Source organism: Reyranella sp. (genome assembly GCF_052439685.1).
GTDB lineage: Bacteria > Pseudomonadota > Alphaproteobacteria > Reyranellales > Reyranellaceae > Reyranella.
This window is the reverse complement of the sequence record NZ_JBQVQG010000025.1, coordinates 37,986-56,563: the sequence shown is the minus strand read 5'-3', so window position 1 is coordinate 56,563 and position 18,578 is coordinate 37,986. Positions and strand designations below refer to the sequence as shown.

At 67.1% G+C, this 18,578-nt stretch carries 16 protein-coding genes and 1 pseudogene; 9 read left to right on the top strand and 8 right to left on the bottom strand.

What is annotated here, in order from left to right; genetic code table 11:
* Positions 1-34: 34 nt before the first annotated feature.
* Genes ACT6UX_RS24160 through ACT6UX_RS24145 form a run of 4 tightly spaced genes read right to left on the bottom strand, consistent with a single transcriptional unit; the run spans position 35 to position 3,257 of the window.
* Positions 35-457 (bottom strand): hypothetical protein, encoded by a 423-nt coding sequence (locus ACT6UX_RS24160; RefSeq protein ID WP_444777707.1) that lies wholly within the window; start codon positions 455-457, stop codon positions 35-37.
* Complete coding sequence (locus ACT6UX_RS24155; RefSeq protein WP_444777706.1) at positions 444-1,601, bottom strand: aromatic ring-hydroxylating oxygenase subunit alpha; 1,158 nt, start codon at positions 1,599-1,601, stop codon at positions 444-446. The genes ACT6UX_RS24160 and ACT6UX_RS24155 overlap by 14 nt, the downstream gene beginning before the upstream one ends.
* A gap of 10 nt (positions 1,602-1,611) precedes the next feature.
* On the bottom strand, positions 1,612-2,475 hold the full coding sequence (gene gluQRS / locus ACT6UX_RS24150; RefSeq protein ID WP_444777705.1) for a tRNA glutamyl-Q(34) synthetase GluQRS: 864 nt from the start codon (positions 2,473-2,475) through the stop codon (positions 1,612-1,614).
* Positions 2,472-3,257: a hypothetical protein gene (locus ACT6UX_RS24145; RefSeq protein ID WP_444777704.1), complete on the bottom strand. Its 786-nt coding sequence runs from the start codon at positions 3,255-3,257 to the stop codon at positions 2,472-2,474. Before ACT6UX_RS24145 ends, gluQRS begins: the two co-directional genes overlap by 4 nt.
* A 60-nt stretch (positions 3,258-3,317) precedes the next feature.
* Here ACT6UX_RS24145 and ACT6UX_RS24140 point away from each other — a divergent pair, with 60 nt between their 5' ends.
* Genes ACT6UX_RS24140 through ACT6UX_RS24125 form a run of 4 tightly spaced genes read left to right on the top strand, consistent with a single transcriptional unit; the run spans position 3,318 to position 7,248 of the window.
* A complete protein-coding gene (locus tag ACT6UX_RS24140; RefSeq protein WP_444777703.1) occupies positions 3,318-4,013 on the top strand; it encodes a DNA-3-methyladenine glycosylase family protein in 696 nt (231 codons plus the stop codon).
* Positions 4,010-4,681: an alpha/beta hydrolase gene (locus ACT6UX_RS24135; RefSeq protein ID WP_444777702.1), complete on the top strand. Its 672-nt coding sequence runs from the start codon at positions 4,010-4,012 to the stop codon at positions 4,679-4,681. The genes ACT6UX_RS24140 and ACT6UX_RS24135 overlap by 4 nt, the downstream gene beginning before the upstream one ends.
* Positions 4,682-4,689: 8 nt before the next feature.
* Positions 4,690-5,910 carry a serine hydrolase domain-containing protein gene (locus ACT6UX_RS24130; protein WP_444777701.1) on the top strand — a complete coding sequence of 407 codons (1,221 nt, stop codon included), beginning with the start codon at positions 4,690-4,692 and terminating at the stop codon, positions 5,908-5,910.
* Positions 5,911-5,943: 33 nt separating this feature from the next.
* On the top strand, positions 5,944-7,248 hold the full coding sequence (locus ACT6UX_RS24125; RefSeq protein ID WP_444777700.1) for an MFS transporter: 1,305 nt from the start codon (positions 5,944-5,946) through the stop codon (positions 7,246-7,248).
* Here ACT6UX_RS24125 and ACT6UX_RS24120 read toward each other — a convergent pair.
* Both ACT6UX_RS24120 and ACT6UX_RS24115 read right to left on the bottom strand, forming a co-directional pair.
* Positions 7,222-7,833 (bottom strand): GNAT family N-acetyltransferase, encoded by a 612-nt coding sequence (locus ACT6UX_RS24120; RefSeq protein WP_444777725.1) that lies wholly within the window; start codon positions 7,831-7,833, stop codon positions 7,222-7,224. The genes ACT6UX_RS24125 and ACT6UX_RS24120 overlap by 27 nt on opposite strands.
* A 58-nt stretch (positions 7,834-7,891) precedes the next feature.
* The gene (locus ACT6UX_RS24115; protein ID WP_444777699.1) at positions 7,892-8,719 is read right to left on the bottom strand and encodes a class I SAM-dependent methyltransferase; all 828 of its coding nucleotides are present in this window, start codon (positions 8,717-8,719) and stop codon (positions 7,892-7,894) included.
* A gap of 304 nt (positions 8,720-9,023) precedes the next feature.
* Here ACT6UX_RS24115 and ACT6UX_RS24110 point away from each other — a divergent pair, with 304 nt between their 5' ends.
* The 4 genes from ACT6UX_RS24110 to ACT6UX_RS24095 all read left to right on the top strand — a co-directional run bounded on the left by ACT6UX_RS24110 (position 9,024) and on the right by ACT6UX_RS24095 (position 12,486).
* Entirely contained in the window at positions 9,024-10,463 is a 1,440-nt protein-coding gene (locus ACT6UX_RS24110; RefSeq protein WP_444777698.1) for a carotenoid oxygenase family protein, read from the top strand.
* Complete coding sequence (locus ACT6UX_RS24105; protein ID WP_444777697.1) at positions 10,460-11,125, top strand: glutathione S-transferase family protein; 666 nt, start codon at positions 10,460-10,462, stop codon at positions 11,123-11,125. Before ACT6UX_RS24110 ends, ACT6UX_RS24105 begins: the two co-directional genes overlap by 4 nt.
* Positions 11,126-11,194: 69 nt before the next feature.
* On the top strand, positions 11,195-12,196 hold the full coding sequence (locus ACT6UX_RS24100) for an NAD(P)H-dependent flavin oxidoreductase (RefSeq protein ID WP_444777696.1): 1,002 nt from the start codon (positions 11,195-11,197) through the stop codon (positions 12,194-12,196).
* Positions 12,197-12,216: 20 nt separating this feature from the next.
* Positions 12,217-12,486, top strand: a complete 270-nt coding sequence (locus tag ACT6UX_RS24095) for a hypothetical protein (protein WP_444777695.1) — start codon at positions 12,217-12,219, stop codon at positions 12,484-12,486.
* 143 nt (positions 12,487-12,629) lie between these two features.
* Here ACT6UX_RS24095 and ACT6UX_RS24090 read toward each other — a convergent pair whose 3' ends face one another.
* Complete coding sequence (locus ACT6UX_RS24090; RefSeq protein WP_444777694.1) at positions 12,630-16,958, bottom strand: ATP-binding protein; 4,329 nt, start codon at positions 16,956-16,958, stop codon at positions 12,630-12,632.
* Between the two features lie 601 nt (positions 16,959-17,559).
* Between ACT6UX_RS24090 and ACT6UX_RS24085 the strand changes: the two genes are divergently transcribed.
* A complete protein-coding gene (locus ACT6UX_RS24085) occupies positions 17,560-17,808 on the top strand; it encodes a hypothetical protein (protein WP_444777693.1) in 249 nt (82 codons plus the stop codon).
* A gap of 48 nt (positions 17,809-17,856) precedes the next feature.
* On the opposite strand, the pseudogene ACT6UX_RS24080 reads toward ACT6UX_RS24085, so the two are convergent.
* Positions 17,857-18,551: pseudogene (locus ACT6UX_RS24080) on the bottom strand (VIT1/CCC1 transporter family protein).
* Positions 18,552-18,578: the final 27 nt, after the last annotated feature.

The window sequence follows — 18,578 nt, the reverse complement described above, 5'->3', positions numbered from 1 at the left end:
ACCCAGCCTGGCTTCGTCTCGGCAGCGTCTCGATCTACAGCTTCGCCGGCATCTTGCGCGCGAAGAACGCTGCGGTCGCCGCCATCGCCATGCTCGCCAGCCACAGCCAGTAGCCTTCGCGCAGGCCGGTGACGGGATTGGCCATGCCGGCCTCGTTGGTGATCACGCTGGTCTCGAACATGAACGAGGTCGCGAGGCTGAGCGCGGCGAGTGACAGGACCATTGCCGGGAGGCGGCGGGCAAAAAGCGCGGCGATCCACGAGGCGAGAAGCAGCGGGTTGGCGAACCAGCTCGTGTGCCCCAGCGCACCGAACAGCAGGACGCTCCAACCCTGCCAGTCCGAGCAGATGCCGGAGACGCAGAACGCGTCCTGCGTAAGGCTCGCGGCGAACAGGATGACGCTGAACGCCAGCGCGACGCGTGTCGTGCGGCTGGTCGTCACCTCAGGCTGTGACACCCAGCGCGCTGCGGATCGAGCGATGGAAGTGGACGAGCGAGGGTTCGTTGCGGCCGTAGATCACCTCTTCCGTCGCGCCCGACTCGAAGCCGATCTGCATGCGCTCGCCCAGCGGGAAATCCTCGTCGAGCACGGTGCGGATGGCGATGTCGCGGTTCTTGGCCCAGTGCTTCTCCGGGCGGTCGCTGTCGGCGGGACGGTAGAGCGAGAACTCCACGACGCAGCGTCCGGGGTCGTCGCGATCGGGGAAGGCGCGCCAGATCTCGATATGGTCGACCTGCCAGATGACGATGCTGTTGGGGAAGAGCTGGTAGATCGCGATGACGTGCGGGCTCAGGTTGCGTTCGTCGTCGGGCTGCTCGCGCAGCGCCTCGATCGAGGTGCGCGGCACGCACATGCGGCCGTGGCGGTCCGCGCCGTCGAAGGTCCCGCAGTTGCCAATGAAGTACGGGGCGATGGTTTTCCGGTGCAGATGCGGGATGTGATAGCCCTCGAGGAACGTATCGATGGCGAACTTCCAGTTGAGGCGCGGCGTGATGCGGTCGACCGAATAGAGCGGATAGGTCTCGGGTTGCAGCGCGGCGAAGTCCGGCGCGAAGGAACCCAGGACGGCATCGACGTCGATCTCGGCACGCTCGCCCTCGCGCACCGGTGCTGCGCGCACGAAGATCATGCCGTGCTTCTCGCCAGCCGGCAGCCGCACCAGACCATGCGACCCGAGGTCGAGGCCGGCGAAGCCGGCCTTGTCCGTGACGCCCAGCAGCTTGCCATGCGTGTCGTAGGTCCAGGCGTGATAGGGGCAGACGAAGGCGCGGGCGTTGCCGCAGCCCTCGGCAACCGGTGCGCCGCGATGACGGCAGATGTTGGCGAAGGCGCGCACCTCGCCGTCTGGCCCGCGCACCAGCAGCACCGGCATGCCGGCCACGTCTTCGGTGATGTAGTCGCCGGGCTTGGAGAGCCGGGACGACAGACCCATGAACAGGGGCTGGCTGCGGAACAGCGCATCGCGTTCACGGCTGGCGCGCTCGTGGCAGGAATAGGCGTCGACACGGTTGCGGAACAGCGCGTCGGCGAGATCGGTGGTGCGGCCGTCGATATGGCCGAGCAGCCGCCTCCCGACGGCCAGTTGTTCTTTCCGGTCCATGGCCGAAGTGTCAGCCCTTCACTTGGGTCGCGCAACTCCAACCGTCGATCATTTCGAACACTTCGGCCGGCGTCCGCCCACTCTCGCGCAGGGCCCTGATGGTGAGGTCGCGGTCGCGCTTGGCGAAGCGGCGGCCCGTGGCATCGGTCAGCAATGGGTGATGCGCATATTGCGGCGCAGCATAGCCCAGCAGCTTCTGCAGCAGGGCGTGGACATGCGTCGACGGCAGCAGATCTATCCCGCGCGTCACCAGGGTGACGCCCTGCAGATGATCGTCGACCGTGACCGAGAGATGGTAGCTGGTCGGCGTGTCCTTGCGCGCGATCACGAAGTCGCCCATCAGTAGCGGCTGGCCTTCGATGCGCCCCAGCGTCTCGTCGAAGAAGGAATAAGGCCCCGCCTGCTCCGCCGCGCGGGCGCAATCGAAGCGCATGCAGTGTTCCACGCCCGCGGCGATGCGGCGGTGACGCTCCTCGTTCGACAAATGGCGGCAGATGCCGGGATAGAGCGGTCCGTCGGGCCCCATCGTCGTCGGGTGCGGCGCGCTCGTGGAGGCCGCGATATCGGCGCGGGTACAAAAGCACGGATAGACCAGCCCGCGCGCGTCGAGCTGGTCCATCACGCGACCATAGTCCGCGAAATGACCCGACTGGCGCCGTACCTCGCCGTCCCAGGCGAGGCCCAGCCACTGCAGGTCCGCCAGCATCGCCGTCTCGTATTCGCGGCGGCAGCGCCGGATGTCGATATCCTCGATCCGCACCAGGAACGTGCCGCCCACGTCGCGCGCGCGCCGCCAGGCGATGCGAGCCGAATAGGCACTGCCGAGATGGAGTTCGCCCGTCGGACTGGGGGCAAAACGCGTGACGGTCGTCATGCCGGGCCATCGAGGAAGTCGAGCAACGCGCCGGGCATGTGCGCGGTCGGATGCGGCGGTGGGTCGGCGGCCCGTAGGTCGACATAGAGAGCGATCGAGGCATGCCATGCCGCAGCGAGAGAGGAACGATCGCACGTCGCCACCGTGGGCAGGAGACGCTCGACCGCACCGGCGCTCGTCTCGATACGGCGCAGGCCGCGCGGTCGCTCGCCCGCCTGGCGTCGCAGCATCGGTCCCAGCACGGCCTCACGGAAGAAATCGAGCGCGGCCAGCGCTTCGAAATACTCTCCGCGCCGGATCTTGGTCGCGCTGTAGTGCATCCAGACCCAGGCGCGATCCTCGAACCATTGGCCATCACGATGCACCGGCTTGATCTCCAGTGCATCGAGCCGCCGCTGCATCGCCTGCGGCTCGCGCGCCCACAGGAGCAGCGGCCGCTCGACGAATCCCGCCAGGTCGTCGGCCGCAACGAACTTGAAATCGACATGCAGCAAAGGCGGTCCGTAGAGGCAGATCAGCAGCCGCGGTTCACCGACATGCTCGCCGCTGAAACACGCCAGCAGGTCGCCAAGCCCTGCCGCAAAGGTGCGGCGGCCGGCCATCGCCCCGGCGAAAGCGTCCGGTCGCACCAGCAACACCAGATCGAGGTCGGACTCGTCATCGAAGCCGCCCGTGACCATCGAGCCGGTGCCCAGCAGTGCCTCGAAACGCAGGTCGGCCGCCACCGAAGCCATGACACGCGAGAGCGTGGCGGCATGCAAGGCAGGCAGTCGAGGAATCACTTCGGTCTCCACATGCCGAACTTACAGTTCCGCCTCGCTGCGTGCTATGGCGGGAGCAACATGGCCAAAACGGCACCCAAGACCACGCCCCAAATCGTCCTCGACAAGAAGACCCTCAAGACGGCGCTGGCCGAGCTGGCGGCCGCCGATCCTGATATTGCGCGGGCTCTCGACGAGGCGGGCCACCCCGAGCTGCGCGACATGCCGACGGGCTTTGGCGGGCTGATGCGCTCGATCGTCGGCCAGCAGGTCTCGGTCCATGCCGCCCGCAGCATCTGGCTGCGCCTCGAAGCGGCCGTGCCGTCGATGGAGCCGGCGGATTTCCTGGCGATGAGCGACGAGCAACTGCGCGCCGTCGGCCTCTCGGGCGCCAAGATGAAATACGGCCGCAGCCTGGCCACCGACATCGTCGAGGGCCGGATCTCGTTCGATTCCCTGCACGAACTCGACGACGCGGCGGCCATCGCGATGCTCACCCAGGCCAAGGGCATCGGCCCGTGGACGGCGGAAATCTACCTGATGTTCGCGCACGGCCGCCCCGACATCATGCCGGGGCTCGATCTCGGCCTGGTGGTGGCTGCCCAGCACCTCAAGAAATTGCGCACCCGCCCCGACGCAAAGCGGCTTCTCAAAATCGCCGAGGCCTGGCGGCCCTGGCGCAGCGCCGCGGCCCTCGTGCTCTGGCATTATCGCCGCAACATGCCGGACTGGGGCGCCCCCCGCTCTTCAGCCAAGACGGAGAAAAAGGCGACATGACAAAGAAGCTCGACGGCCCGAGCCACGGTCCCCATGGCGGCGGCAAGCCCGGCCATCTCGTGATCCTGCTGCACGGCTATGGCGCCGACGGCAACGACCTGATCGGCCTCGCGCCGGTGCTGGCACCGCTGATGCCCGATGCGGTGTTCCACGCGCCCAACGCGCCCTATCCGTGCGAGGGCAATCCGATGGGCTTCCAGTGGTTCGGCATCTCGCGCCTCGATCCCGAGGTCGCGGCGGCCGGCGTGCGCTCGGCCGCCCCCTTCGTCGAGCAGTTCCTCGACGACACGATGGCGAAGTACGGGCTCGACGAATCGAAGACCGTCCTGATCGGCTTCAGCCAGGGCACCATGATGGCGCTGCATGTCGGCCTGCGCCGCGCCACGCCGCTCGCCGGCATCGTCGGCTTCTCCGGCATGCTGGCCGCGCCCGAGGCACTGGCGACGGAGATCAAATCGAAGCCGCCGGTCCTGCTGATCCATGGCGACAGCGACGAGATGCTGCCGGCGGTGCTGACGCAGCGCGCCGCGCACACGCTGCAGGAGAATGGCGTGGAGGTCGGGGTTCACATCGCCAAGGGCGTCGGCCACGGGATCGACCAGACAGGCCTGTCCCATTGCGCGCGTTTCGTCCTCGACTCCTTCAAGCTGCCGGTGCCGAAGCAATGAGTGCGCCGATGACCCAGGGCACCTGCCGGCCGGGCTTCCAGCGGGTCGCCGAAGCCTTCGAACGGAACCTCAAGGACAAGGGCGAGATCGGTGCGTCGGTCTGCCTGACGGTGGGCGGCGAGACGGTCGTCGACCTGTGGGGCGGCGTCGCCGATGCGAAGAGCCAGGCGCCGTGGACCCGCGATACGGTGAGCATCGTCTTCTCGTGCACCAAGGGCGCGACGGCGCTCTGCGCGCATGTGCTGGCGAGCCGCGGCGCGCTCGACCTCGACGCGCCGGTCGCCGAGCTGTGGCCGGAGTTCGCGCAACACGGCAAGGAACACGTGACGACGCGCATGATGCTCGACCATTCCTCGGCCGTGCCCGCCGTGCGCACCAGGATGAAGGACGACGGGCCTTACGACTGGGCCTATATGACGGAGCGGCTGGCGGCCGAGGTTCCGTTCTGGGAGCCCGGGACGCGCAACGGCTATCATGGCTTCACCTTCGGCTGGACCGTGGGCGAGATGGTGCGGCGTGCCTCGGGCAAGTCGCTGGGCACCTTCTTTCGCGAGGAGATTGCGGGGCCGCTGGGCCTCGATTTCTGGATCGGCCTGCCCGAAGAGATCGAGCCGCGGGTCGCCCCCATCGTGGCCCATGTCTACAAGGCCGCTGACGCGGTGACGCCCTTCATGCGCGACCTCGCCACCAACAAGGAATCGGTGGCCGCCCTCTTCTATTTCAACAACGGCGCCTGGCGCTCGGGCGGCGCCAACACGCGCGCGGGCCACGCGGCCGAGATCGGTGCGGCCAACGGCATCACCAACGCGCGCGGCCTGGCCGGCATGTATGCACCGCTGGCGAACGGTGGCGGCGACCTGGTCGACGCCACGACGCTCGCCCGCATGGGCGAGGTCTCGATGGCGACGCACGACGATGCCACCCTGCGCATCCCGACACGCTTCGCGCTGGGCTTCATGAAGTCGATGGACAATCGCAGGCGCAGCCTCGCGGCGAAGCTGTGGGGCGAGGATTGCGACAGCGTCATCATGAGCAGCGCCGCCTTCGGCCATGTCGGCGCCGGCGGCTCGCTGGGCTTCGCCGACCCGGTCGCGGGCCTGTCGTTCGGCTACACGATGAACCGTATGGGCCCCGGCCTGCTGATGAATGAGCGCGGCCAGGCCCTGGTCGACGCGGCGTATCTGTCGCTCGGGTACAAAAACAAGGACGGCGGCGTGTGGGTGAAGTGACGTCTCTCCCGGTAACGGGAGCCGAATAGCAGAATGATCCCCGTCTTCCGTCCGCTGAAGGACCCCGCGGTCGCCACGATCTGGTCGGGTCTCGCTGCCTCGACCATCGGCGAGGACCTGTTTCGCGTGGCCGTCGTGTGGATCGCGGCCGAGCAGATCGGCAATGCCGCGGGCTATGTGAACGCCACGCAGTACGGCGCCATGCTGGTGGTCGGCCTGCTCGGCGCCTCTGCTTTCGACCGCTGGCGGCCCGATCGCGCCATGATCGGCGCCAAATATGCGAGTGCGGTGCTCGCCCTGCTGCCGGTGATCGGCTTCTACATCTGGGGCATCTCGATCCCCCTCCTCATCCTGTCCGTCATGGGTCTGGCGGCGATGCGCATGGTGTTCACGCCGGCGCTACAGTCGGCGGTGCCGGTGCTGGTCACCGACCGCGACGCGATGCAGGCGATCAACGGCCTGTTCGATGCGACCTGGCGGCTGGCCCGCCTGATCGGGCCGATGATGGCGGCGATCCTCAACACGCTGCTGCCGGTGATCCACTTCCTGTCGATCACGGCCGTCGGCTTCCTGCTGTCGGCGCTGGCGGTCTGGGCGGTGCGCGACCGGCTGTATGACGCGGCCTACAAGCCGCGCCCCGGCCGCGGCGGCTGGCGCGGTGCCTGGGACGCCCTGCTCGACGGCGCGCGGCTGATGCTGCGCCAGCGTACGATGGGCGCGCTGCTGATGGTCAATGCCTTCGCCAACGGCCCCTGGAGCGTGGCGCTGCAGCTCTGCATCGCGCTGATGGTGGTCGAGCACGACCCGCACCTGTTCGGTCTGCACGGACTGGCCTCGCTCGGCATGATCGTCGGCGCCTGCGGTGTGGGCGACGTGGTCGGCAATCTGGTGGCGGGCAGCGTCCGCTTCCGCCGTCCGCTCTCGACCATGTTCCTGGGCTACGTCGCCATGGGCAGCGGCTTCGCCCTGATCGCGCTGGCCGCCTGGGGCATCGAGAACCCTTACAAGCTGCCGGCGATGATGCTGGCGGGCCTGGTCGCGGGCTTCGGCGGACCTTTCTTCTTCATTCCGATGATCACCCGCATGCAGACCGTGTTCCGCGGTGCCGAGATCGCCCGCGTCTTCCGGCTCCGGCTCGCCGTCATGGCGGGCTCGATGCTGCTGTTCAATGTGGCGGCCACGCCGCTGTTCGACCTGATCGGCCCGACCCACACCGAGTTCTACCTCGGTCTTCTCCTGTTGGCCCTCGGCATCGCCGGCTGGTTCCACTGCCGCCGCATCGAGGACCGCGAGTCCGCGGGCGCCGCGACGTCAGTCGAGCAACGGCACGTGCCGTGAGCAGTCGCGTGGCAGGGCGCCGGTGAGGCGCGGGTCGGGGAAGACCTCGACCTGGAAGGCGAAAGGCACGAAGCCGGAGCGCCGGTAGAAATCCAGCGCCGCGGGATGGTCGAGCGTGCAGGTATGCACCCAGAACCTCTTGATCGGCCGCGCCCACGCCCGCGCGATCGCCTCGTTCATCAGCGCGCGGCCGACGCCCGTTCCCACCAGGCCCGGCGCCACCCCGAAGAACGACAGCTCGCATTCCCCCGCCTGACTGAAGTCCAGTTCGAGGATTCCCGCATCGCGCCCGTCCTGCCGCAACGCGAAGAACTCCACCTGCGGATTGTCGAGGATCGCCTGCAGCGCCTCGTCCGCCATCACCAGCCGCGAGAACCACAGCCACTCCGTCCCCACCGCCCGATAGAGGTTGCGATAGGCACCGATCGACCGCTCCAGCGGCTCAAGCGTGACGCCTGCCGGAAAGGGCTGCGCCGACCGCGCCGGCGGACGGCTCAACATTTCGAGGCTCGTCACGACGGCGGCGACATGCCCCGGCGGAACGGCGGAATAGCCGGGCGGCAGGACGGGATTGGTGGCGTTCATGCTGTGTGAATAGCTGATCCTTGTCAGGTCGGCCAAGCACTCTCCCGAGGGCCTAATTCTAACGCGGCGTCCGAAACACCTCGACGACGAGATACGGCGTGAGTCGGTCGATTGTGGCGCGTCCTTCGCGCTGTGCCTCGACCCAGGCGCTCGTCTCCGCGATGAGTTGGCGGTGCACGGCCTCCGGCAGGTACCAGAACTCGGCATAGAGCCTGTCCCGAAGGCGGCCGAGCGCTTCGCCGTAACTGATGCCCGTCGTCCAATGGAGATTCGATGCGTCGAACGGGATCGCCTCACAACCCTCGCCTTTCATATGCGTGCGGAGTTCTGCCTCTCCATGCGGGTTGAGCCCCAGGTAACGACCCGCGTATCCCAGTTCGTCGGCGCGTCGGGCGAAGTAACGCCGCACAGCGTTGCCGAACGCCCCGCGCTCGTTGATCTGGATGATACAGGCGCCCGGCCGCGCCACTCGGATGAGCTCGCGACACGCTCCCTTCCAATCTTCGACGTGCTGGAACAGCTTCGACACGACAATGGCGTCGATGCTGTGAGTGTCGAGGGCAATGTCGCGAACGTCACCCACGGAATAGTCGGCACGCCATCCCGATTGAACCTTGGCCTGCGCGATCGCTATCATCTCGGCGGCAATGTCGATTCCATGAACCTCGTATCCTTGCGCGGCGAGCGGAAGCGACAACTGCCCGGTCCCGCAGCCGGCATCCAAGACCACGCCCCTCGCAGGCAACACCCCATGCTCGACCAGCCGGACGTAACCGGCGAGCAGGTATTCCTGCGGCAGGTCGCGGGTCGAGTCGTAGCGCGCCGCGATGCCCGAAAAGTCCGATGCCGGACCCAATGCCGCTTTCCGATGGCTGATCTCAATCATGATTGCTCCTTCGAGGGAGCCGTTCACCGAGACGCTTCTGTTAAAAAAGCCAAAACAAAAGCCGCCTTGGAGGGGCGGCTAGGGTTTCAGCGACAAGTCACGCCATCCCTAAGCCGCAGGTTTGCTCCAGGGACGATAAAATCGAACGGTGGTGGCGCCGGACAACGCCTTCTTCGTGACCATAGAGTTTGCTAGCAGCCTCGTTCCGCCGCTTCAAACAATCATTGGAAAGCCCACTTGCGGGGAACACCGTGTATCGATAACCTCCCATAGATACACGGTGTTACCCAGAAGGAGACTTCCCGTGGCCAAGGCATTTCCGACCGACAATCCGTTCCTTCGTGGCTACTACGCGCCCGTCAACACCGAGGCCGATGCCGGGCATCTCCAGATCAGCGGCGAGATGCCGAAGGAACTGCTGGGCACGCTCTACCGCAACGGACCGAACCCGCAGTTCGCGCCACGCGGGCCCTATCACTGGTTCGGCGGTGACGGCATGATCCACGCCTTCCACATCGAGAACGGCAACGTCTCCTACAAGAACCGCTGGGTGCGCACGCCCAAGTGGAAGATCGAGAACGAGGAGGGCGAGGGTCTGTCCGGCACATTCGGCAATCCGCGCTACACCGATCCGCGCGTCTTCGCGCTGAACTCGACCATCGCCAACACCAACATCGTCTGGCACGGCGGCAAGCTGCTGGCGCTCGAGGAGGCGCATGCGCCCTTCTCGCTCGACCCGAAGAGCCTGATGCCGGTCGGCCCCAAGAACGGCGGCTACGAGACGTTCGGCGACAAGCTCTGCGGTCCCTTCACGGCGCATCCCAAGTTCGATCCGGAAACCGGGGAGATGATCTTCTTCGGCTATTCGGCGACAGGGCGCTTCACCAAGGAAATCAGCCTCCAGACCGTGACCGAGGACGGCACCGTCACACGCGCCGAGATCCTCGAGGGGCCCTTCCCGTCGATGATCCACGACTTCGCGGTGACGAAGAACTGGATCGTCGTGCCGGTCTTTCCGCTCACCTCGTCGATGGAGCGCGCGATGGGCGGCCTGCCGCCGTTCGCCTGGGAGCCCGACAAGGGCACGCACATCGCCTTCATTCCGCGCAAGGGCACGGTGGCCGACGTGAAATGGGTGACGGCGCCGCCCTCCTACGTCTTCCACCCGATGAACCATTTCGAGACCGCGGACGGCAAGGTCGTGATCGACGTCATGAAATACGACGTGGCGCCGCTCTTCCCGCTGCCCGACGGCTCGCCCTCGACCCAGGAGCCGCCGGCCGCGCGCCTGTTCCGCTGGACCTTCGACCTCGGCGGCCCGGGCAACACCTTCCGCGAGGAACAGCTCGACGATCGCGCCGGCGAGTTCCCGCGCTTCGACGAGCGTTTCTGCATGAGCGACTACCGCCATGGCTGGATCGTCTCGGGCAACATCGCCCATGCCGGCGTCCGGCGCGGCGAAGGCATCACCCACTACGATCTGAAGACAGGCACCAACGCCACCTGGACGGCGGGCGAGGACGACCGGTTCGGCGAGCCGGTGTTCGTGCCCCGCCACGACAAGGCCCCGGAAGGCGACGGCTGGGTGCTGTCGGTGATCTATCGCTCGGCCGAGGGCCGTAGCGACCTCGCGGTGTTCGAGGCGACCGATATCGCCTGCGGCCCCGTCGCGCTGGCCCATCTCAGCAGCCGGGTTCCGGCGGGCTTCCACGGCAACTGGCGGCCCGGTACGCTGGGAGGATGATCACCGTCCATCACCTGAACAATTCCCGCTCCCAGCGCATCCTCTGGATGCTCGAGGAGCTCGACCTGCCCTACGAGGTGAAGCGCTACCAGCGCAAACCTTCGATGCAGGCGCCCGACGAGCTGCGCAACGTGCATCCGCTGGGAAAGTCGCCGGTGATCACCGACGGCGACAAGGTGTTGGCCGAGTCGGGCGCCATCCTCGAATACCTGTCGGAGACCTATGGCGGGGGCCGCTTCACCCCGGCCCCCGGGACGCCGGAGCGGCTGAACTACACCTATTTCATGCACTACGCGGAGGGCTCGCTGATGCCGCTCCTGTTCATGAAGCTGGTGTTCAATCGCATCCCCTCGCGCGTGCCCTTCTTCATGCGGCCGGTGGCGCGGGCGATCTCGAACGGCGCGGACAAGACGCTGCTGATGCCGCAGATCGGCAACCACTTCATGTTCCTCGAAGGCGAGCTGATGCGCCGCGAATGGTTCGCCGGTCCGGACTTCAGCGCAGCCGACATCCAGATGAGCTTCCCGCTGGAGGCCGCCGCGACACGCTCTCCGGTGATCAACAAGATGCCCAAGCTCAAGGCCTTCCTCGACCGCATCCATGCCCGTCCGGCCTACAAGCGAGCGCTGGAAAAGGGCGGCGCCTACGAGCTGGCGAAGTAGCGAAAACGACCGGGGCCGTGCTAGGCCTCAAGGCAAGACAACGAACAGACAAGTCCAAGGAGCGAAACGATGGCCCTTCCCGCCCTGCTGCGCGACAACCTCTCGATCCCGGTGGTCGGCGCGCCGCTGTTCATCGTGTCCAACCCCGACCTCGTCATCGAGCAGTGCAAGGCGGGCGTCGTCGGCTCCTTCCCGGCCCTGAACGCGCGACCGAAGGAGATGCTCGAGGAGTGGCTGAAGCGCATCACCGGCGAACTGGCCGACTATAAGGCCAAGCACCCCGAGAAGAAGGTGGCGCCCTTCGCGGTCAACCAGATCGTGCACTCGTCGAACGACCGCCTGCAGCACGACATCGACATGTGCGAGAAGTACAAGGTGCCGATCCAGATCACGTCACTGCGCGCGCCCGACGAGGTCGTGGTCTCGGCGCATCGCTACGGCTGCCTGGTGTTCCACGACGTGACCAACGTGACCCATGCCAAGCGCGCGCTGAAGGCGGGCGTCGACGGGCTCATCCTGGTCTGCGCCGGCGCCGGCGGCCATGCCGGCCGCCTCTCGCCCTTCGCGCTCGTGCCGGAAGTGCGCCAGTTCTACGACGGCACGATCCTGCTCTCGGGCTCGATCTCCAACGGCGCCTCGGTGCTGGCCGCCCAGGCTCTGGGCGCCGACCTCGCCTATCTCGGCACGCGCTTCACGGCCAGCAAGGAAGGCAACGCCACCGACGCCAACAAGCAGTGCATCATCGAGTCGACCGGCGAGGAGATCGTCTACACCAACCTCTTCACCGGCGTGCACGGCAACTACATGAAGCGCTCGATCGCGGCCGCCGGCCTCGATCCCGACGCGCTGCCGGAAGCCGACAAGAGCAAGATGAACTTCGGGTCGGGCGGCAACACCAAGGCCAAGGCGTGGCGCGACATCTGGGGCGCCGGCCAGGGCGTCGGCCAGATCCATGACGCCCCGCCCGCCGCCGAGATCGTGGCCCGCCTCAAGGCCGAGTACGACGCCGCGCGCGCCGCCCTGTTCGCTGGCGAGACGGTCCCGACGCAGCTCAAGCAGGCCGCCGAGTAGAACGGCCGGCAGCCCCGCGGATGAGTGTCTCCCTGCTCCGGCTCGCCCTCTTGGCGCTGCTCGTCGCCCCCGGTACCGCCTCGGCGCAGGCCGGCGTCGATGCGCGCTTCAACGACCTGCAGCGCTCGATCTCCGCTCTCTCGAGCCAGATCGAGCAGCTCAAGGTCCAGGAGCGTCAACTCGAGCAGCAGCTCACGAGGATGCAGACCAGCTTCGAACAACGCATCGAGCGGCTGGAGAAAGCGCCGGCCCCCAAACCCACGCCGAAGACGGGCCGCTCCAAGCACTAACCGCCGTCGAGGGCGGGATCCCGGTGGATAAACGAAACAAACGAAGCGGGAGTCGCAGCCTCGGAATCCCGCGCTGACGTAACAATGTTGCTCGCCGGCGTCTCCGAGAAACGTTGTCTGACGGTCGATTGACGCGGAACGCCTCACTTCATGTCGAGAACGTCGCGGATGCGGGCGGCGAGCTGCTCGAAGGTGAAGGGCTTGGTGATGAGCTGAACCCCGGCATCGAGGCGGCCCTGGTGGACGATGGCGTTGCGCGAATAGCCGGTCGTGAACAGGATCTTGAGGCCCGGCCGCAGTTCTGAGGCGATGTCGGCCAGCACCCGGCCGCTTCTGCCGGGCAGCACCACGTCGGTGAACAGCAGGTCGATCCGGGTGGGCCCGCGCAAAATCGCCAGCGCCGAGTCCGATTCCGACGCTTCGAGGACGCGATAGCCGAGTTCCTTCAGCACCATCGAGCTGTAGGTGCGCACATCCTCATTGTCCTCGACGACCAGAACGACCTCACCGTCGCTGCTCGTCGGCACGGCCAGCGTATTGCCCGCGTCGGCTTGCGCCGTCGTCCCGAGGAACCTCGGGAAGTACATCTTGACCGTCGTGCCCTGGCCTTCCTCGCTGTAGATCGTGACGTGTCCGCCCGACTGCTTCACGAAGCCGTACACCATGCTGAGGCCCAAGCCAGTGCCGCGGCCGACTTCCTTGGTGGTGAAGAACGGCTCGAAGACGCGCATCGCCGTTTCCGGCGACATGCCGTGGCCTGAATCGCTGACGCAGATCGCGACGTACTGGCCCGGCTTCACCTCCGAATCGACAGCGGCATAGGATTCGTCGAGCGCGGTGTTCGTGGTCTCGATCGTGAGCTTGCCGCCTCCGGGCATGGCGTCGCGCGCGTTCACCGCGAGATTGAGCAGCGCGCTTTCGAGCTGGTTCTGATCGACCTCGATCGGCCACAGGCGCGGCGCCAGCACGCCCTCGAGCTCGATCTGCTCGCCCAGCGTACGGTGCAGCAGCTCGGTCATGTCCCGCACCAGCACGTTGAGATCGACCGGCTTCGGCGCCAGGGGCTGCCGGCGTGAGAAGGCCAGCAGCCGCGCCGTCAGGCTGGCCGCGCGCTGCGCGCCCTGCAGCGCAATATCGACCGCACGCTGCACCCGCGCCGTGTCGCCAGGCTTGGCGCGCCGCACGGTTTCGAGACCGCCAATGATGACGGTCAGCAGATTGTTGAAGTCGTGCGCGACGCCACCGGTAAGCTGGCCGACGGCTTCCATTTTCTGCGCCTGGCGTAGCGCCGCCTCGGCCTTGCTGCGTTCCTCGACCTCGCTGGCGACACGCTGTTCCAGCGTCTCGTTCAGTGTCTTGAGCAGGGCCTCGGTCTTGCGCCGCTGCTCCAGCTCGCGCGCGTTCTCCTGGAACAGCCGCGCATTGTCCATGGCGACGGCCGCCTGGCTGGCGAGGCCGACTACGCGGTCCTTCGCCAGTTCCCCGAATACACCGGCATTGGAATGGCCGAGAAGCAGCCCGCCCAGCACCTCCCCGGTGCGCAACCGGACCGGCACCGCGAGGTAGCTGCGCACCGGGAGATGTCCCAGCGGCATCCCTTGATGGGGCGCCGAGCGGCCATAGCGCGGGTCCTGGGTGATGTCGTCCGAGAGCACCACCGCGGTGCCGCTGAAGGTCGGCTCGAAGACGGCCGTGTTGCGCGGCATCGGGAACTTTGCGAAGGCCTCGCGCGGCACGCCGGACAGCGAGTACAGCGTGTATCCCTCACCCGCATCGTCGACGACGTTGTAGAAGAACGCGCCGAACTCGGCGCCGGTCACGGCCACGCAGGCATCGGTGATCGTCTGCACCAGCCGCTCGTGATCGAGGTCGCCCGAGACGGCGGCCGAGGCCCGGCTGATCACTTCCAGGGCGGCACGACTCTCGCGGATCTCGTTCTCCGCCGCCTTGGCCTCGGTGATGTCGATGACGACGCCGACCATGCGCCTGGCGCCGTCGCTGCCGGTCTCGATGCGGCCGCGGGCCACGACGACATGCGCCGTCCCCGACCCGATGACGCGGTATTCCTCCTGGTAAGGCTCGCCCGTCGCGATCGAGCGGGCAATGGCCTTCGTCACTCGGTCGCGATCCTCCGGCGCAATGCCGGCCACGAAATCGCCGAGGGGCAGGCCTTGTTCGGCATCCGTCTGGGCGATGCCGAACACCTCCGCGAGCGGCCCCGAGATCGCCAGCGTGTCGCTGTCGATCGTCCACTCGAAGACGGCCACGCGGCCCGTGGACAGGGCCAGCGCGAGGCGATCCTTCGTCATCAGGAAGCGCTGCTCGCTCTCGAAGATCGCGCGGCTCGCTTCGCGTCGCAGCTCCGCCATCTGGATGTTGGCGTTGACCCTGGCCAGCAGCTCGCGCGCGGCGAACGGCTTTACCAGATAATCGTCGGCGCCGGCTTCGAGGCCTTCGACCTTCGCCTCCTCCCCGGCCCGCGCCGAGAGCAGCACGATCGGGATACTCGCCGTCTCGGGGTGCATCCGCAGCGCACGCAATACGCCGAAGCCATCGAGACCGGGCATCATCACGTCGGTCAGGACCAGGTCGGGCGCTTCCCGCCGCACCGCCGCCACCGCGGCCGCGCCGTCGGCCACCGGCTCGACCTGATAGCCCTGGGCGACAAGCAGGCGGCCGACATAAGAGCGCATGTCGGCATTGTCATCGGCGAGCACGATGCGTTTTCCAGCGCCGACCGGAACGATGCCCGACATCGAAGAGGAATGATCGCCCGTAGCGTCCGTCTGCCGCGCGTCCGGCAGCCAGCCCATCGCCTCCTCGACATATTCCTGCGCACGCACCACGTCGGTCGACAGGTCGACCTCGTCGACGACCTGCGCGGCAGACAGATGCGCATGGCCGAACGGCAGGGTGATCGCGAAGCGTGTGCCCTGGCCGACGACGCTGTCGACGCGGATTTCGCCACCATGCAGCCGGACCAGCTCCTGCACCAGCGCCAGGCCAATGCCGCTGCCCTCGAAGCTGCGGCTCTTCGCGCCCTGCACGCGGTGGAAGCGCTCGAACAGGCGCGGCAGCTCGCTTTCGGCGATGCCGATGCCGGAGTCACGCACCTCGATGGTGGCGCCCCTGCCGTCGGCACTCGCGGCGACCGACACCCTGATCTCGCCCGCGAAGGTGAACTTGAAGGCGTTGGAAAGAAGGTTCAGCAGGACCTTTTCCCACATCTCGCGATCGACATAGACGGGCTGCGGCAGTGTCTCGCACTCGATGACCAGCTTGAGGTCGGCCTTCTCGATCGTCGGGCGGAAGCTCGACGCGATGCCGGTGGTGAAGCGGGCGAGATCGGTCGGCCTGTAGGCGGCCTGCATACGACCCGCTTCGATGCGCGAGAAGTCGAGCAGCGAGTTGACGAGGCGCAGCAACCGGTTGCCGTTGCGATGCGCCAGCGCGACATGCCGAAGTGCCTCTTCGACGGACAGCCCGCCAGCCAGAACCTCTTCCAGCGGCCCCAGCATCAACGTCAGCGGGGTCCGGAATTCGTGGCTCACATTGGAGAAGAAGGTGGTCTTGGCACGGTCGAGTTCGGCCAGCGCCTCGACCCGACGGCGCTCCTCCTGGTAGGCGTCGGCGCTCGCGATGCCCGTCGCGATCTGACCCGCGATCAGGTGGACGAACTCTGCGTAGACGTCGTCGAACAGCCGGTACGGGCTGAGGCCAACCACGAGAAAGCCGGCACGGCCCGTCTCGCGGGATGCCGGTATGGCGGCGACCGCAGCCCACTGGGTCGCCCGGTCCCAAGCCCCACCCGGCGCCGTGGTGCCAAACGCCTTCGGGAGGTCGACCAGACGCGGCGGCTCGTCTTTCGTCAGGCCATCAACCGGCCACGGACACGAACCACTTCCCGGATGAAGTGTCTCGATGGCCGCGGGATGGCCGGGCGGCAGGCCCTGAGACGCCGCGAGAACCGCCTCCCCGCTGCCGGGCTGCACGACATAGAGAAGCGCGAAGGTGACATCGCGCGGATTGATCGAGAGCGCCGCGACGCTCTGGCGGCTGGCGTCCTCCCAGGTACGTGCGTCGACGGTGCGGGCGGCCAGTTCCCGCAGGGTCGCAACCTGACGGTCGCCAATCACCCGTGCGGTGTCGGCGGTGTTGGCGCAGATGATGCCCCCGGGTGTCCCGTCATCGTCGGGGATCGGACTGTAGGAGAAGGTGTAGTAGGTCTCTTCCGGATAGCCGTTGCGCTCCATCAGCAGGAGTTGCTCCTCGACGTAGGTGCCCTCGATACCGCCCATGGCGGTGTCGAGCAGCGGGCCGATGTCGCTCCAGATCTCGCTCCAGACCTCCTTCGTCGGCTTGCCCACGGCGTCGGGGTGCTTACCGCCGATGATCGACTTGTAGGCGTCGTTGTAGAGGTAGATGAGATCGGGCCCCCAGCCGATCCAGATGGGCTGCCGCGAGGTCAGCATGATGCGAACGGACGTCTTCAGGCTCTGCGGCCAGTTCGCCGGCGACCCGAGAGGATTGTTCGCCCAATCGTACGCCCGGATGAGCGCTCCTAACTCGCCTCCACCTGCAAGAAACAGGAGGGAGGAATCGTCGGATGTCGTCGCACGATCATCGGAGTCCGGCATGGGGCCTGCGGTGAGCTGACAAATGGGGCGTCGAGAGCCGCGGATAATGGAGTTTGCTGCACCAAATGTGAAGCTGCCGCAGCGGCACCGGCCCACTCGGGTGGTTAGTGAAAATGCCCGCACCGGCATGCACTACGGCAACGAATCGAGGCCCGCGGAAGTTAAGTTTCCATGGTCGACGAATCCAAACAGCGCCCGCCGTTGCGCCCTGCGCCTATCCCATCCTCGTCAAACCTTTCGCCGGAACGCGAGTACGAGCGGCTGAATCCGGGCGCGGGCGGTCCGCCCGGCCAGCAGCAGGAGCGAGGCGAGCAGAATCCCCACACAACGCGGGACGATGGCGGCGCGGCCATCCCGGGTAGCCAGAACGAGGACGTCAAAGGGCGGCCGCAAAAGGGGCCGCGTGGCGCCAGCACCTGAAGAGGAGCAACATTCCGTGAACGACGCCCAGCTGAGCCATGAACTCGAAATCGCCGCCCAACAGGCGGTCGACGCCCGGGCCCGGGTCGAGAAGACGCCATCCCACTCGGCGGCCTACCAGTCTGCCGTGATCGACTATCTTCAGGCGACGGTTCTTCACCTCTCCATCGTCTCGGTCGCGCAGGCGCGGCAGCATGAGTGGCTGGTAGCGGAAGTCGAGGACCTCAAGGACGCGCTGGAAACACGGCGACGCGCGGTCCACTAGAGGACATCAGCCTCGAAAAATCGAGGCCCTGCCACGCAACGACGAGCGCTAGACGACCGTACCGAACAGGTGCCCGATGCCGGCGGTCAACGCCATGGCGAGCACGCCCCAGAAGGTGACGCGGACCGTGGCGCGCCAGATGTCGGCGCCCCCCGCGCGAGCGCCGATGGCGCCCAGAAGCGCAAGGAACACCAGCGAGGCCGCGCTCACCACGACCACCAGCCACGCCGCCGGCGCCACCACCACCATTAGGAGCGGCATGGCCGCACCAACGGAAAACGTCGTCGCCGACGTCAGGGCGGCCTGCAGCGGGCGGGCCGTGGTGGCGGGGGATATCCCGAGTTCGTCCTGCGCATGCGCCGCCAGGGCGCCCTTGGCCATGAGCTGCTCGGCCACCTCTCGCGCCAGGCCTGGCTCCACTCCACGCTCGATGTAGATCTGGGCCAGCTCGTCGTGTTCGAAGCCGGGATTGGCCGCGAGTTCCACCTTTTCGCGCGCCAGGTCCGCGCGCTCCGTGTCGGCCTGGGAGACACATACTCGCCGGCGGCCATCGACATGGCGCCGGCCACCAGGCCCGCCACGCCGGCGATCAGCACGTCGCCCGGTGCGGTGGCGGCCGCCGCCACACCCACGATCAGGCTCGCCGTGGAGACGATCCCGTCATTGGCGCCCAGCACGGCGGCGCGCAGCCAGCCGATTCGTTGGACGAGATGGTTCTCCCGGTGCAGGCGCAGTCTGGTCATGCGCCGGACTGTCCGCTGCTCACGGAG